The sequence below is a fragment of the Erwinia typographi genome (genome assembly GCF_000773975.1).
GTDB classification, from domain to species: Bacteria; Pseudomonadota; Gammaproteobacteria; order Enterobacterales; family Enterobacteriaceae; genus Erwinia; species Erwinia typographi.
The window spans coordinates 18,894-32,708 of record NZ_JRUQ01000040.1; the positions used below are offsets into that span (position 1 = coordinate 18,894).

A 13,815-nucleotide genomic window follows, 5' to 3' on the forward strand; every position below is an offset into this window, starting at 1 on the left:
AGTCCGGCTCGCGCCCTGAAGTGCCTTCAGTTTATTTATAACCACACTAAAAGCAGTAACGGTTTTATATACCGTTTGGTGATTTGGAAGTTTAAAATGCTATAAGGATGTGGAATTGTTTATGCAGAGGATGGGAAAGCACCGCTTTATTGCCCGTTATCTCAACGTTATAACGGGCAGGCTTTTACTGCTTACAGCGCGGTCAGCTGTTGCAGCGAAGGTGCATAGAAATAGCTGCCGCTGACGGGTTTGGTGAAGCGCAGCATCGCATCGAATTTATTATCCAGTTCACCAAACATGCTCAGCAGCTGCCGCTCAATATTGTACAGCGTAGCGCAGTAGGCGAGGAAGAACAGGCCGTTAGTACCGCTGGCCGTGCCGTAGGGCAGGCTCTGGCGCAGGATCTTCAGACCTTTCCCCTCCTCTTTCAGATCGACGCGGCTGACGTGCGAGGTGGCAGGACGGGCATCGCCCTCCAGCTCTTCGTTATCCTGTTTGCTACGGCCAATAATCTGCTCCTGCCTGTTCACCGCCAGGCGGTTAAACATCGACAAATTATGCTGCCAGCGCTGGCTAAACACGTAGCTGCCGCCCGCGTTCTCTCCTTCGGCGATCAGCGCCACCAGCGGGCGCTGCTCGCCCTGTGGATTTTCCGTACCGTCGACAAAGCCGCTCAGGTCGCGCTCTTCCACCCAGCGGAAGCCATGGGTCTCCTCCACAATCTGGATAGCTTCGCCAAAGGCCGTCACGGCAGCCTGAGCGAGGCTGAAATTGACGTCGTGGCGTAAGGATTGAATATGGATCAGCAGGTCGCGCTGGGTGGCGGGCGCCATGCCCTTGCCCATCGGCTGGAAATCTTTCAGCTCAGCGGTACTGTTGCCCGGGCACAGATCGTTCCACAGCGCCGGACCAAAGGCGACGACCGCGCCCAACCCGGCATCAGGCCAACGCTTTTGCAGCTGGTCAAGCTGCTGCAAAAAGACAGGAATAGCCTGACGCAGCGCGGCAACGTCGTCCTGCACCATGGCTTCAAGGTAAATGGCAAAACGGCGATGTTCTAATAAAATGCCGCTCTGGGGCTGAGACATGCTGAACTTCTCCTCAATAGACTGATAACCGACGGGGGCTTTACGGCGTATCATACCCGATGTTTTCGGGGCTATCTTGTCGGGCGACAAAGAATCAGAGGATCCGGGCGATATCACGCGCTGAGGCGACGGCAGGGCCGCCGGAAGGCGGCCCGGAGAGAATTACTTACGCCAGATAATTTTACTGATAGTCCATTTTTTCAGCGTGTCATCCGAAGGCATCAGGCCCTGCGGACCGTGCCATTCGCCGCTAAACAGGTAGCTGATGTGCTGGCTTCCCGGTGCGCGGCATTCGACGCCTTCACCGTCGCTGCCCGTTCCTTTCTCACAGGCGCCATAAGCCTGCTGGAAGATATCGGCGAACGGCGTGCCGATCTTATTGCCGCTCGCGGAAGCGATCTCTTTATCCGTGACGTCGATGCGGTCAATTGTCGTCTGACCGTTCACTACCACTTTCACCTGCTTATCGCTGACGCCCTGGAAAAAGGTCACCACGCCGCCATTCTCGCCGCGCATTCCTTTGCGCACCTGATACTTGCCGCTTAGCCCATCGCTAATCGCCTGCTCATTCATGGCGGTGCTGCCCGTCAGACTGCCCACGCCCTGCTCGGTCACGGTTAAGGTAGAGCCGAACCAGTGCCACGGCGCCAGGCTGGACCAGGACCAGGCCAGCGGATTCCACCAGGTGGCTCCGCTGCTGGCGTCAGAGGATGTGCCTGAGCTGGCGCAGCCGCTCAATAGCAACACGGCGACAATCAGTGCCGGGCGAACAGATTTCATTGCAACTCCTGGGTAATCAATAAACCACTGAACTGATTGGAGTGCCAATCGGCCAAAAAGTTTTATCCGCCGTTACTCGCCGGGTCAAAACAGGCGCGCAGGCGGCCGTTAAGACCCAGCCAGGCCAGCGCCAGCAGGTCAAAACCGGTAAACAGGATCGACAGAGGCGAAGCCTGCTCGCCCTGCCACAGGGTGAAGACCTGTAGCAGCAGCATTCCCGCCAGCGTCAGCATCAGCACCCAGCGCCACGACTGCCAGAGGCGGGGAAAGCGCTGACGGTAGCCGGTCAGCAGCAGCCCAAGCGCGGCAGGGATGCCTGAGCCAAGGCCCAGCCAGAAAGCATGGCTATCGGGATAGAACAATTCCAGCAGCGAGGCGCCCTGCTGTCGGGAGGCGCCGGCCATAACAAACAGCACCCAGGTGCGGGCCTGCAACAGTAAAATAGCCCAAAAGGCCAGCGGTAATCTCAGCTGGCCTTTGGCGTCATAGTCGTCCGGGGAAAATATCAGGTTCATCACTTCACTGGCGGGAACGGCGGGCGGCGCAGGCCACCCAGCTTATTAATATTCGCGATCTTCGATCAGGCGTTTGCCAAGCAGCATCGTGTCCTGAGTTTCATAGTCGAGCTTTTCATAAAAACCCAGCACCGCATCGTTTTCTTCACGGACCATCACATGAATTTTGGGGCAGCCGCGAGCGATCAGCTTTTTCTCCAGGCGATTGATCAGCGCGTTGGCAAAGCCTCGCCCCTGATAGTCAGGATGCACGCCGAGATAATAGGCCGAGCCGCGATGACCGTCGTAGCCGCCCATCAGGGTGCCGACAATCTCACCGCCCACCACCGCCACCAGAAACAGGTCAGGGTCATGATTGAGCTTTCGCTCAATATCCATTTCAGGATCGTTCCAGGGGCGTAACAAATCACACCGCTCCCAGAGGGTGATCACCTCTTCAAAATCGTCCTGGCTAAAGACGCGGATTTCCATGGCGTTGCCCCAGATGTTAACCATAATCTGCTGATTATCACGCTTTCTTTCGCCGGTGCAAGTCTCAACGCGGATTTAGCGCTAAAAAAGGGAAGGTTGTTCAGTTAGCCCGCTGAAATGGAAAGTAAAATGTTGAAATAGTTCCGTCCTCGCACCGCGGCTGTTGTTACGATATAACAATAAGCACTTTGTGCTCTGAGGATGTTTTGATGAAAAGGTTTGGCCAGATGACCCCGTTGACTTCCCGTCGCCAGCTGCTGCTCTCTGCCCTGGCGTTTACTCTGCTGGCCAATAAATCGGTGAGGGCCAAGGAAGAATCCGCCACGCTGAAATTATCTTCAGCGCAGGCCAGAGCGCATACGCCACCGCCGCCCCCGGCTGCCAGCGGCAAGAAAATCGTGATGATCGATCCGGGCCACGGCGGGATCGACTCCGGCGCGGTGGGGGAAGAAGGCTCGGAAGAGAAGCATGTGGTGCTTGAAATTGCCAACCATATCCGCGAGATGCTGAGCGAGCATCCGCACATCGAAGCCAGGCTGACGCGCGAATCGGACTACTTTATTCCGCTGGGCGAACGGGTTGAGATTGCCCATCAGCACGGCGCCAATCTGTTTATGTCAATCCATGCCGATGGCTTTACCAGCCCGGATGCCAGCGGTGCGTCGGTGTTCGCGCTCTCCAATCGCGGGGCCAGCAGCAGCATGGCTCGCTATCTCTCACAGCGTGAAAATGCCGCTGATGAGGTGGGCGGCGTGAAGGCGGCCCAGAAGGATCAGTACCTGCAACAGGTGCTGTTCGATCTGGTGCAGACGGACACCATCAAAAACAGCCTGACGTTGGGCAGGCACGTTCTCAGCCAGATCCAGCCGGTACACCATCTGCACAGCCAGCATACGGAACAGGCGGCCTTTGCCGTGCTGAAATCCCCCTCAATTCCGTCAGTGCTGGTCGAAACGTCCTTTATTACCAACCCCTCGGAGGAGCGTCTGCTGGGCACCACCGCCTTCAGGAAGAAGATCGCCACGGCTATCGTTGGCGGCATCGTCAGCTACTTTAATGAGTTCGATGCCCACAACAGGCGCCCCAGTTGATGAATTTTGGCGTATACTCCGCGCGTCATTTTTTATCAGCCAGGTAAGCCATGAACGCACCCGACCTCGCCCAGGTGAAGCAGTTTCTGCTCACGCTCCAGGACACAATTTGCCAGCAGTTAGCTCAGGCTGACGGCAAGGCTGGCTTTGCTGAAGACAGCTGGCAGCGGGAAGGCGGCGGCGGCGGCCGTAGCCGCGTACTGCGCAACGGCGCGATCTTTGAGCAGGCCGGCGTGAACTTCTCCCACGTTCACGGCGACCAGATGCCCGCCTCCGCGACCGCGCACCGCCCGGAGCTGGCAGGCCGCAGCTTTGAGGCGATGGGCGTGTCGCTGGTCATCCACCCGGAAAGCCCCTGGCTGCCAACCAGCCACGCCAACGTGCGTTTCTTTATAGCTGAAAAGCCCGGAGCCGATCCGGTCTGGTGGTTTGGCGGCGGCTTTGACATGACGCCTTATTACGGCTTTGCTGAAGACGCCGTTCACTGGCACCAGACGGCTTTCGATCTGTGCCAGCCGTTTGGCGAAGAGGTCTACCCACGCTACAAAAAATGGTGCGATGACTACTTCTTTATCAAACACCGCAATGAACAGCGCGGCATTGGCGGACTGTTCTTTGACGATCTCAACACCCCGGATTTTGATTACTGCTTCCGCTTCACTCAGGCGGTAGGTGAAGGTTTTCTTCAGGCCTATCTGCCGATTATTGCGCGCAGAAAGGCGATTCCCTGGGGCGAGCGCGAGCGCAACTTCCAGCTTTATCGCCGCGGACGTTACGTGGAGTTCAATTTGGTGTGGGATCGGGGCACGCTGTTTGGCCTGCAAACGGGCGGGCGCACCGAGTCGATTCTGATGTCGATGCCGCCGCTGGTGCGCTGGGAATACGATTATCAGCCTGAACCAGGCACGCCGGAAGCCGCGCTGTATACCGACTTCCTGCCGGTGAGAGAGTGGATCTGACCACACTCTACGCGACGGCGGCGGGCCCTGCCCGCGACCAAGATTAGCGGCTACTTGGTCATATTTAACAGCGTGCGGATATTCTGCGCTGAGCTGGCGATAATATCGATCGCCCCGGTGCGCAGCGCCCCGAGAATCGCCATCGCTTTCGTATTCTCTGAGGCAATGGCAATCACGCAGGGAATATTGCGCAGCTCGTCAATGCTCAGGCCAATCACCCGGTCGTTCATCACCGTGTCGACGTGCTGGCCCTGCGCATTGAAAAAATCATACCCGGCCACGTCGCCGGTCACGCCCTGATTCAGGCTGGCATCAATGATTTCGTGCGGAGTAAACCAGCCCAGCTTTACCATATAGCTGTTCTCGTTCATGTCGCCAATCCCCACCAGCGCCACGTCAGCCTTGCGCGCCCTGTCCAGCGTCTCTTTGATGGTGCCATTCTGCATAAACGACTGTTTCAGCGCGCGGTTTTCCACATAGGCCGGAGCATAGAGGGTTTCGCTGATGCCGCCAAACTTACGGGCCATGCGGCGGCTGATATGATCGGCGTTGATCGCGTCGCCAGGACGGTGGGTGCCGCCAATGCCGCTGATAAAATGGCAGTTACGCATCGGCACGTTGCCCGGATGATCGGCGACAGCCGCGACGTTGCGCCCCTGACCAATGGCGACCACGGCGTTATCCTTCAGCGTCTGCGCCAGGTGCGTAGCCACCAGCGCCGCGACCTGCCGACGCTGCTCTTCTTCATCCTGGTAATCCAGCGCGATTAGCGCCCGCTGCAGGGGGAAGCGCTCCAGCAGCTGCTGCTCCAGGCGGGTACTGAACACCGGGTGGTAGCGCACGTTGATTTCAACAATGCCCTCCTCCTTGGCTCGTCTCAGCAGCCGTCCGACTTTAATACGGGAAATGCCAAATTTACGCGCGATCTCTTCCTGGGTAATCTCATCCTGATAGTAGGCGACGGCAATTTCCGTCAGCAGTTCTGTATCCTGAGAAGGCGAGTTCTTTTCCATCCGGGTTCTCTTGAGCTGGAGATGATTTGGTGCGCGACGGGCAAAAGCCCGGGCGATCGGCAGATCGCCCGCACGGTTTATACCGGATTTATACCACTTTCCGCCGTGGGTGAGCTAATGGTTGCCCACCCAGGCACTGGGGCCGGTCACAAATTAGCGACGGATAGCATCAATTTTCAACATGCGGGCAATGACGATATCCAGCTCTTTCTCGTCGAAAATCTGCTTCCAGTCCGGCTTAACGATTTTCTCGCGGCCGTATTCCATCGCAATCATACAGGCATCGGAGAAGGGGTTGGTCGCCCGGAAGGCCACCGCCAGCGCAATCTGAATGTGTCCGTAAAGCATCGCCTTCGCGGCGGCTTCCGGCACGCCGGAATGTTTGACGGTTTCATCCAGCGCTTCTTTCATAAACGCCCCCACCATACAGGCAACGGTTTCCACCAGCGTTGGCTCAAGGTAGGCCAGCTGCTTAACCGTCACCCAGTGAACCTCTTCTACCGGGCCGTACATCACGCTAACCACTTTGCTCAGCTCGGCTTTCTGCGCATCGCTTCCCGTTTCCCAGGACGCGGCAACATGCTGAATAGCAGCCACGCCGCCGAAGGCGTCCGCATGTTCTTCTTTGGTGTAGCGCTCAAGGAACACTGAAGGATGGCAGGGATGCGCCACCGCGTACTCAATACCTTCGCGGATGGCGATCAGGTTGGCATAGGCCGCCGCCGGGTCCAGCGTGAGCAGGATCGCGCCGGTCTTCATCTGCGGAACCACGATCTCAGACACTTTACCCAGCACGATATCTGGCACGGCAAGGATCACCACGTCGCTGATCGGCACCACGGATTCAGCGGATGAAAGTTCGCGGCCCTGCGCGGTGACCTGAGCCTGAGCCTGAGGGGCGCTTTCGCAATAAAACACCTGATAGTCGCTTTTCTGCAAATTAGCAGAGATGCGCATACCCATTTTTCCGCCCGCACCGACGACGGTAATCGTTTTTAATTGTGTGCTCATAAATTACTCCTGGAATTGACGGTTATTTAAATAGTCGACGCTTTGCTGGGTCCACTGCTGCTCCATCAGGCAGGTGCTTTCGGCATCCTGCTGCCACGGCAGCCAGTGTTCGACGATCTGGTTTATGCCCCGGCTGTCCGGGCGCACGCGCTCAATCATCTGGTCGTAATCAAGCAGGCCTTCCCCCATCGGGCTGCCGGCCAGCGTAAAGCCAACCCAGCCATCCTGACGGGAAAACGCAAAATCTTTGATGTGCAGGTTCAGTACCCGATCGGCGGTGTTCTCTATCACCTGCGCCGGCAGTTCCAGCGCGGCAACGCAGTTAGCCGGGTCGAGGCAGACGCCCAGATAGGATGAGTCGAAGCGGTTGATCACCGACATCATGTCCGCGCTGCGAACCTGCTCGTAGGTTTCCAGACACAGACTGACCTTCTGCCGTTCGAATGACGGCAGAATCGTTTCGATCATCGCCCCGGCTTCCGCCAGCGTCGGCTTAGAGCTGGCGCTGTTAAACATTGAGCGCAGCACGGTCACGTCCAGCGCATCAGCCAGCTCGAGGTAGCGCTGGAGATGACTGGGGGTCAGTCCGCGCGTACCCAGTTCCAGCGCCATGCCCAGCCGGTCAGCCTGCTGGCGCAGAGCCGTCAGCTGCGCTGCGCTCCAGCCTTCAATCTGCGGGTAGTCACAAATCTGAAACAGTGAAACCCCCATCTCCGCCGTCTGCTCCAGCATCTGCTGAAGGCTCAATGGCGAAGGCGCCTTCTCCGACATCCGCCAAAACCAGGCGTAGGTGCTTAAGCCTATTGCCATGAGGCCTCCTGAGTTTTTGCCAGCGCGGCGGCTTCATCCACGATGGTAGCCAGCGCGGAAGGCTGATGGGCAAAGCGCCCGAGGAACAGGCCGCCGACGCGGTGACCAAGACGGCTCAGCAGACCCGGTCCGGCGCTGCCGCCATAAATAACGCTGAAGGTGAACTCGCCCAGCCCGCTGAACTCGCGCAGGCCGTGGCAAACTTCAGCAATAAAATCGTCAGGCGCGGAGGTTGCCGCGCCGATAGCCCACTGCGGTTCGTAGGCGAGGATCACATGGCCGGATAATTTTTGCTCCCTGGCCGCCTGTAGCGAGGCGTCCAGCTGCTGACGGCACAGCGCGATGGCGCTCTGGCTGCTGCCCTGGTCAGGTTCGCCAAGACAAAGAACCGGCGTCAGGCCGTTACGCAGCGAGGCGGCAAGCTTAGCGGCGATCAGCTCGTCGCTTTCACCGTAATAACGACGGCGTTCGGCATGGCCGATTTCAGCAAATCCACAGCCCATTTCAGCCAGCATCGTTCCGCTAACCTCGCCAGTCCAGGCACCGTTGTCCTGCTGACAGAGATCCTGCGCGCCTACCACCACATTGGTGTCGGCAAATGCCGCAAGCACCGCAGGTAAAGCGGGAAACGACGGCAGCACAAACAGCCCGACCTCACCGCTGACAATTGCCGGGTGGTGACGGGCCAGCGCCGCAACCTCCTCACTCCATGCCAGCGTCTGCTGATAGCTGAAGTACATTTTCAGGCTAACGCCCAGCGTGATACGCGGCGTGGTCATCAGTTAACCTCCTGCAGGCGGCCTTTGTCTGCAGACGCCTGCGCCAGAAGCTGCTCCAGCACTTTATTGACGATCAGCGCCAGCGAAACGGCGCCGGCGTCCGGCGTTCCCATACTTTTTTCCGCCAGAGGACGCGCACGCCCCATTTTCGGCACCAGCTGTGCGGTAGCTTCGGCGCTGAGCGTGGCCTGCTTCGCGGCGGCGGCCCAGGCTTCGTTCAGCGAATCACCGGCCTCAACGCGGGCGCTCAGCGTCTCGCTGAACGGCACCAGCACGTCGACCAGCGTTTTATCGCCCGGTTTGGCCTTGCCGAAGTGCATGATGCCCTCTTTAGCGTGCTGCACGCCGAGCGCCACGCGCTGGGCATTCGGCGCTTCGCTGTCGCCCAGCGCGGTGCCGATAGCGGTTAACGCCACGCCCCAGAGCGCGCCTGAAGTGCCGCCCGCTTTATCAGCCCAGGCATCGGCGGCGCGGCAGAGCAGCGTACCCGCGCCGGCCTGGCGCTGCTGCATTTCCTGCGCCTTCTCCAGCGCGCCCTTCACCCCGCGAGCCATGCCGATACCGTGGTCGCCGTCACCGGCTACCGCATCGATACGACCCAGCTCTTCTTCGTGTTCATAGATAATCTCAGCCATGGCATTCACCACCGCCAGCACGCAGCCCGCAGACTGCTGCGACACCTTCGACGCCGTCGGGACTTCATCGACCTCTGGCAGAATCAGTTCGGCTTCGCTGAGCGGCTCGGCGACGATAACGCTGCCTTTACGAAACGCCGGGGCATTGGCCGGGGCGCGCCAGAAGGTTTCCAGCTCTTCATCCAGCCACACCAGCGTCAGCGAAGCCCCGGCCATATTAAAGCTGGTGACAAACTCCCCCACCTCCGGCTCGACCACTTCCAGCCCCGCCTCTTTCAGCAACTGAGCCACGCGGCGATAGACCACAAACAGCTCTTCATATTTTACCGAGCCAAGACCGTTGAGGATCGCGGCCACGCGCTGACCGCGCAGCTCGCCAATCTCCTGCGGGCACTCTTTCAGCAGGCGCTCAACAAACAGCTCGGCCAGCGCGTCGGCAGGCGGGATGTCGCATTCGCTGATGCCCGGCTCGCCATGAATGCCCATGCCTAACGCCATCGTGCCGTGCGCCACTTCAAACAGCGGCTGACTGGCGCCGGGCAGCGTGCAGCCGGAAAACGCCACGCCCAGCGAGCGGGTGCGATGGTTGGCATGACGGGCAAGGCGGGTCACTTCGTCCAGCGAATAACCCGCTTCGGCCGCGGCAGAGGCCGCCTTAAACACCGCTAAATCGCCGGCAACGCCACGACGCTTTTCCTGCTCGGAGAGCGAAGCGCTGGAGATATCATCGGTCACCGCCAGCAGCTCGCAGGGAATGCCTTCCGACTTCAGGCGCTCGCACGCCTGGCCGAAGTGCAGCACGTCACCCGCATAGTTACCGAAAGCCAGCAGCACGCCGCCGCCGTTTTCCGCCGCGCGGGCCACGCTGTAAATCTGCTGTGCCGAAGGAGAGGCAAACAGGTTGCCCATTGCCGCGCCGTGCGCCATCCCCTGTCCGACCAACCCGGAGAAGGCCGGATAGTGGCCAGATCCCCCGCCAATCACCACCGCCACGGTTCCCTGCCTGCTGCGGGTGCTGCGCACCACGCCGCCCGGCACCTGGCGCACCTTGTCGGCGTTGGCCGCGACAAATCCTTCAATCAGCTCGTTGGCGAAGGCCGAAGGTTGGTTAAAGAGGTAGGTCATTGCGATTGCTCCTGTGCAAGATGGGCAGGCTGAATTTCTGAACGTTTAGCGTTAAGTAACAGCATCAGTATTGCGGAGAGCAGCATAAAGCCCCCCACCACCATCATTGAAACGGTGTAGCTCCCGGTCGCATCCTTCAACATGCCGGTCAGGTAGCCAGCCGAAAATCCGGCGACATTGCCCAGCGTATTGATCAACGCAATCGCTGCCGCCGCCGAAGCGCCAGTCAGGAACTGCGTTGGCAGAGTCCAGAAATTAGGTAAGGCGGCAAAGATCGAGCTGGCGGTGACAGACATCACCAGAATCGTCGCCATCGGGGAATCCATGTACAGCGCCAGCGGCACGCTGATCGCGCCGGTCAGGGCCGGCAGCGCAATATGCCAGGTCTTGCAGCCACGGCGCGAGGCATCCCGCGACCAGAAGAACATCACTACCGCCGCGAAAATATACGGCACGCCGGTGATCAGCCCTTTCTCAATCACGTTGAAAGAGGTGCCAAACTGCTGCTGGAAGCCGGAGATAATGGTCGGCAGGAAGAAGGCCAGCGCGTACAGGCCGTAAATGAAGCCAAAGTAGATCAGGCACAGCATCCAGACGCGGCCATTAAACAGCACGGTACGCAGGCTTGGGTGAGCGCTGCTCTGCTTCTGGCTGTTCTCTTTTTCCAGCTCGCCGCTGAGCCACTCTTTCTCTTCGGCATTAAGCCATTTCGCCTGGCGCGGCGAATCCGCCAGATAGAACCAGGTGACGATACCGATCACGATCGCCGGTATGGAGACGCCCAGGAACATCACCCGCCAGCCAGAGAGGCCAAACAGGCCATGCTGCTCAATCAGCGCGGCGGCTAACGGCGCGCCAAAGACCACGGTCAGCGGCTGAGCCAGATAGAACAGCGACAGCACTTTACTGCGATGGCGTGCCGGAACCCACATGCTCAGGAACAGGATGGCGCCGGGGAAGAAGCCCGCTTCGGCCACGCCCAGCAGCAGGCGCAGGGTGTAAAGCCCTTCCACGCTGCTGACCCAGGTAAAGAGCAGCGAGACGATGCCCCAGCTGACCATAATCCTTGCCAGCCACTTGCGGGCGCCAAAGCGATGCAGCGCGAGGTTGCTCGGCACCTCCAGCAGGATATAGCCGATGAAGAAGATGCCGGAAGCCAGGCCAAACTGCGCGGCATGTAGCCCAAGATCTTCACTCATGCCGTTCGGACCGGCAAAGGAGATGGCGGTCCGATCGAGGAAATTGATGAAAAACATCAGCGCGACAAACGGCACCAGCCGCAGCGAGACCTTGCGGATAGCCGATTTTTCAACGGCTGATTGCAGATGAGTACTCATGCCCCTGCCCCTTCGGTTAATAACGCAACGGAAGGAGCGGCTGGCGCAGTCGTAAGGTAGGGCGATGGACCTGGTTGAAAGTGAATTTGACGCATGGTTTGAGTCCTCAGTGGGTCTTCTTGGGCATTGCATCAATGCGTGAACATATGAACATTACCTGTATCAATGTTCATTGCCCACGAGACAATCACAAAAGTGTGACCGATCTCAAAACCTTTAATTTTTCCGACTGCGGTGCAATAAACGCATAATAAAGCGACATGCGTCACCATACTTGTAGGGAGTGACTGGGAATTAAAAAAAACAAAAGAACACCTATTGAACATATGAGCAATTATGTGCCAGGGTAATGACTGTTCGCCGTAGCGCGGCTTTCCTGATCTCAGGATGCCCAGCGGCCCCTTACCCTGTGGAGAAACCTATGTCTTCTATCGCGATTGGCGCCGATGATGCGGCGCTGGAACTAAAAAACCTGATTAAACAGTACCTTCAGGACCAGGATATTGCCGTCAGCGACTACAGCAATGACGCCCAGACCGATAAACCGCTCTACCCGGATATCGCCTGGACGGTAGCGAATGCCATAAAAGACGGTAAACACGAGCGCGGCATTCTGATTTGCGGCACCGGTATCGGCATGGCCATCGTCGCTAACAAAGTGCCGGGCATTCGCGCCGCGCAGTGCCACGACACCTATTCAGCGGAACGCGCCCGTAAGAGTAACAATGCGCAGGTGATGACCATGGGTGCGCGCGTCATCGGCCCTGAGCTGGCTCGTTCCATTGTCTCCAGCTGGCTGAAGTCGGAGTTTGAGGGCGGCGGTTCGTCGGCAAAGGTCGACAAGATCAGCTATTACGAGCAGAGCGCCTGCGGCAAATAGATCGTTGCGAGAGGCGCGCGAGCGTGCGCGCCATCACGAAATTTCAGGGAAGTGCTACACTGAAGAGTGCGGCATTTTTTAGTGTGCGCGTCCCAAACATTGGGCGGACCCATTGCAACAATCAGAGAAAACGCATTTCCATTACAGGACGTCTGATGCAATGTTTGGCCTGAAAACAGAAAACCGTGTCGGGTAGACTCGATGTTAGCCCCTGAAAATTCCCCTAATGAGAAGATTCAAGGCTACACCGTTGGCCTTCAGTCCCTTTTGCCTGGCAGGATCACATTCGTTATGCAGATTGCACATCAAGGAGCCAAGAGATGAACCAGCTAGACGCACTGAAACAATACACCACCGTGGTGGCTGACAGTGGCGATATCGAATCCATCCGTAATTATCATCCAGAAGATGCCACCACCAACCCGTCTCTGATCCTGAAAGCCTCCAGCCTCGACTCTTACAAACATCTGATTACCGACGCCATCGACTACGCCAAAAAACAGGGCGGCAGCAAACAAACTCAGATTATCAACGCCAGCGATAAAGTCGCCGTCAACCTCGGTATGGAAATCCTGAAAAGCGTACCGGGACGCGTTTCTACCGAAGTGGATGCGCGCCTCTCTTTCGATCGCGGCATGTGCGTCACCAAGGCTGAAAAACTGGTCAGAATGTACGAAGACAACGGCATTGACCGCTCACGCATCCTGATCAAACTGGCTTCCACCTGGGAAGGTATCCGCGCGGCGGAAGAGCTGGAAAAGAACGGCATCAACTGTAACCTGACCCTGCTGTTCTCCTTTGCCCAGGCCCGCGCCTGTGCCGAAGCGGGCGTCTTCCTGATTTCGCCGTTTGTTGGCCGCATCTTTGACTGGTACAACACCCGCAAACCTCAGGACCCGTACGTGGTGGATGAAGATCCGGGCGTGGTTTCCGTCCGTAATATTTACAAGTACTACAAGCAGCATCGCTATAACACGGTGATCATGGGCGCCAGCTTCCGTAAAACGGAGCAGATCCTGGCGCTGGCCGGTTGCGACCGCCTGACCATCTCGCCTAATCTGCTGGAAGAGTTGCAGGCCAGCGATGCGCCCGTTGAGCGCAAGCTCGCGCCGTCGACCGAAGCTTTCCATCAGCCCGCGCCGCTGTCCGAGTCAGAGTTCCGCTGGGAGCACAATCAGGACCCGATGGCGGTAGATAAACTGGCCGAAGGTATCCGTCAGTTCGCCGTTGACCAGCAGAAGCTGGAAGACGTGCTGTCCGCTAAGCTTTAATTGCAGCAAATGGGCGAAACGCTCCCCCTCCAGCATAGCCGGAGGAGCAG

General features: G+C 58.3%; 14 protein-coding genes. 4 read left to right on the forward strand and 10 right to left on the reverse strand.

All coding sequences use genetic code 11. The features are described 5' to 3' along the window. Positions 1–191: 191 nt before the first annotated feature. From NG99_RS13470 to NG99_RS13485, 4 genes are all read right to left on the reverse strand, one after another. Positions 192–1,088, reverse strand: coding sequence for a Dyp-type peroxidase (locus NG99_RS13470; protein WP_034894052.1), 897 nt, complete (start codon positions 1,086–1,088; stop codon positions 192–194). A gap of 162 nt (positions 1,089–1,250) precedes the next feature. Then, the gene (locus NG99_RS13475; RefSeq protein ID WP_034893653.1) at positions 1,251–1,868 is read right to left on the reverse strand and encodes an RpoE-regulated lipoprotein; all 618 of its coding nucleotides are present in this window, start codon (positions 1,866–1,868) and stop codon (positions 1,251–1,253) included. Between the two features lie 62 nt (positions 1,869–1,930). Further along, the gene (locus NG99_RS13480; RefSeq protein WP_034893655.1) at positions 1,931–2,383 is read right to left on the reverse strand and encodes a DUF2919 domain-containing protein; all 453 of its coding nucleotides are present in this window, start codon (positions 2,381–2,383) and stop codon (positions 1,931–1,933) included. Between the two features lie 45 nt (positions 2,384–2,428). Then, positions 2,429–2,854 (reverse strand): GNAT family acetyltransferase, encoded by a 426-nt coding sequence (locus tag NG99_RS13485; RefSeq protein WP_034894055.1) that lies wholly within the window; start codon positions 2,852–2,854, stop codon positions 2,429–2,431. A 209-nt stretch (positions 2,855–3,063) separates the two neighbouring features. Between NG99_RS13485 and amiA the strand changes: the two genes are divergently transcribed. Beyond that, entirely contained in the window at positions 3,064–3,945 is an 882-nt protein-coding gene (amiA, locus tag NG99_RS13490) for an N-acetylmuramoyl-L-alanine amidase AmiA (protein WP_052130707.1), read from the forward strand. Between the two features lie 50 nt (positions 3,946–3,995). Continuing rightward, positions 3,996–4,904 (forward strand): oxygen-dependent coproporphyrinogen oxidase, encoded by a 909-nt coding sequence (gene hemF / locus NG99_RS13495; RefSeq protein ID WP_034893658.1) that lies wholly within the window; start codon positions 3,996–3,998, stop codon positions 4,902–4,904. Positions 4,905–4,954: 50 nt separating this feature from the next. Here the strand turns inward: hemF and NG99_RS13500 are convergent, their stop codons facing one another. The 6 genes from NG99_RS13500 to NG99_RS13525 form a co-directional block, all read right to left on the reverse strand. Then, positions 4,955–5,917: a sugar-binding transcriptional regulator gene (locus NG99_RS13500; RefSeq protein WP_034893661.1), complete on the reverse strand. Its 963-nt coding sequence runs from the start codon at positions 5,915–5,917 to the stop codon at positions 4,955–4,957. 153 nt (positions 5,918–6,070) lie between these two features. Next, positions 6,071–6,928: a phosphogluconate dehydrogenase C-terminal domain-containing protein gene (locus NG99_RS13505; protein ID WP_034893664.1), complete on the reverse strand. Its 858-nt coding sequence runs from the start codon at positions 6,926–6,928 to the stop codon at positions 6,071–6,073. A 3-nt stretch (positions 6,929–6,931) separates the two neighbouring features. Further along, positions 6,932–7,738, reverse strand: a complete 807-nt coding sequence (locus NG99_RS13510) for a sugar phosphate isomerase/epimerase family protein (protein ID WP_034893667.1) — start codon at positions 7,736–7,738, stop codon at positions 6,932–6,934. Next, on the reverse strand, positions 7,729–8,517 hold the full coding sequence (locus tag NG99_RS13515; protein ID WP_034893669.1) for a triose-phosphate isomerase family protein: 789 nt from the start codon (positions 8,515–8,517) through the stop codon (positions 7,729–7,731). Before NG99_RS13515 ends, NG99_RS13510 begins: the two co-directional genes overlap by 10 nt. Continuing rightward, positions 8,517–10,277, reverse strand: coding sequence for a dihydroxyacetone kinase family protein (locus NG99_RS13520; RefSeq protein ID WP_034893672.1), 1,761 nt, complete (start codon positions 10,275–10,277; stop codon positions 8,517–8,519). Before NG99_RS13520 ends, NG99_RS13515 begins: the two co-directional genes overlap by 1 nt. Next, positions 10,274–11,614 (reverse strand): MFS transporter, encoded by a 1,341-nt coding sequence (locus NG99_RS13525; protein ID WP_034893675.1) that lies wholly within the window; start codon positions 11,612–11,614, stop codon positions 10,274–10,276. Before NG99_RS13525 ends, NG99_RS13520 begins: the two co-directional genes overlap by 4 nt. A gap of 421 nt (positions 11,615–12,035) precedes the next feature. Here NG99_RS13525 and rpiB point away from each other — a divergent pair, with 421 nt between their 5' ends. Then, positions 12,036–12,494, forward strand: a complete 459-nt coding sequence (gene rpiB / locus NG99_RS13530; RefSeq protein WP_034893678.1) for a ribose 5-phosphate isomerase B — start codon at positions 12,036–12,038, stop codon at positions 12,492–12,494. A 320-nt stretch (positions 12,495–12,814) separates the two neighbouring features. Then, entirely contained in the window at positions 12,815–13,765 is a 951-nt protein-coding gene (tal, locus tag NG99_RS13535; RefSeq protein WP_034893680.1) for a transaldolase, read from the forward strand. Positions 13,766–13,815 lie beyond the last annotated feature (50 nt).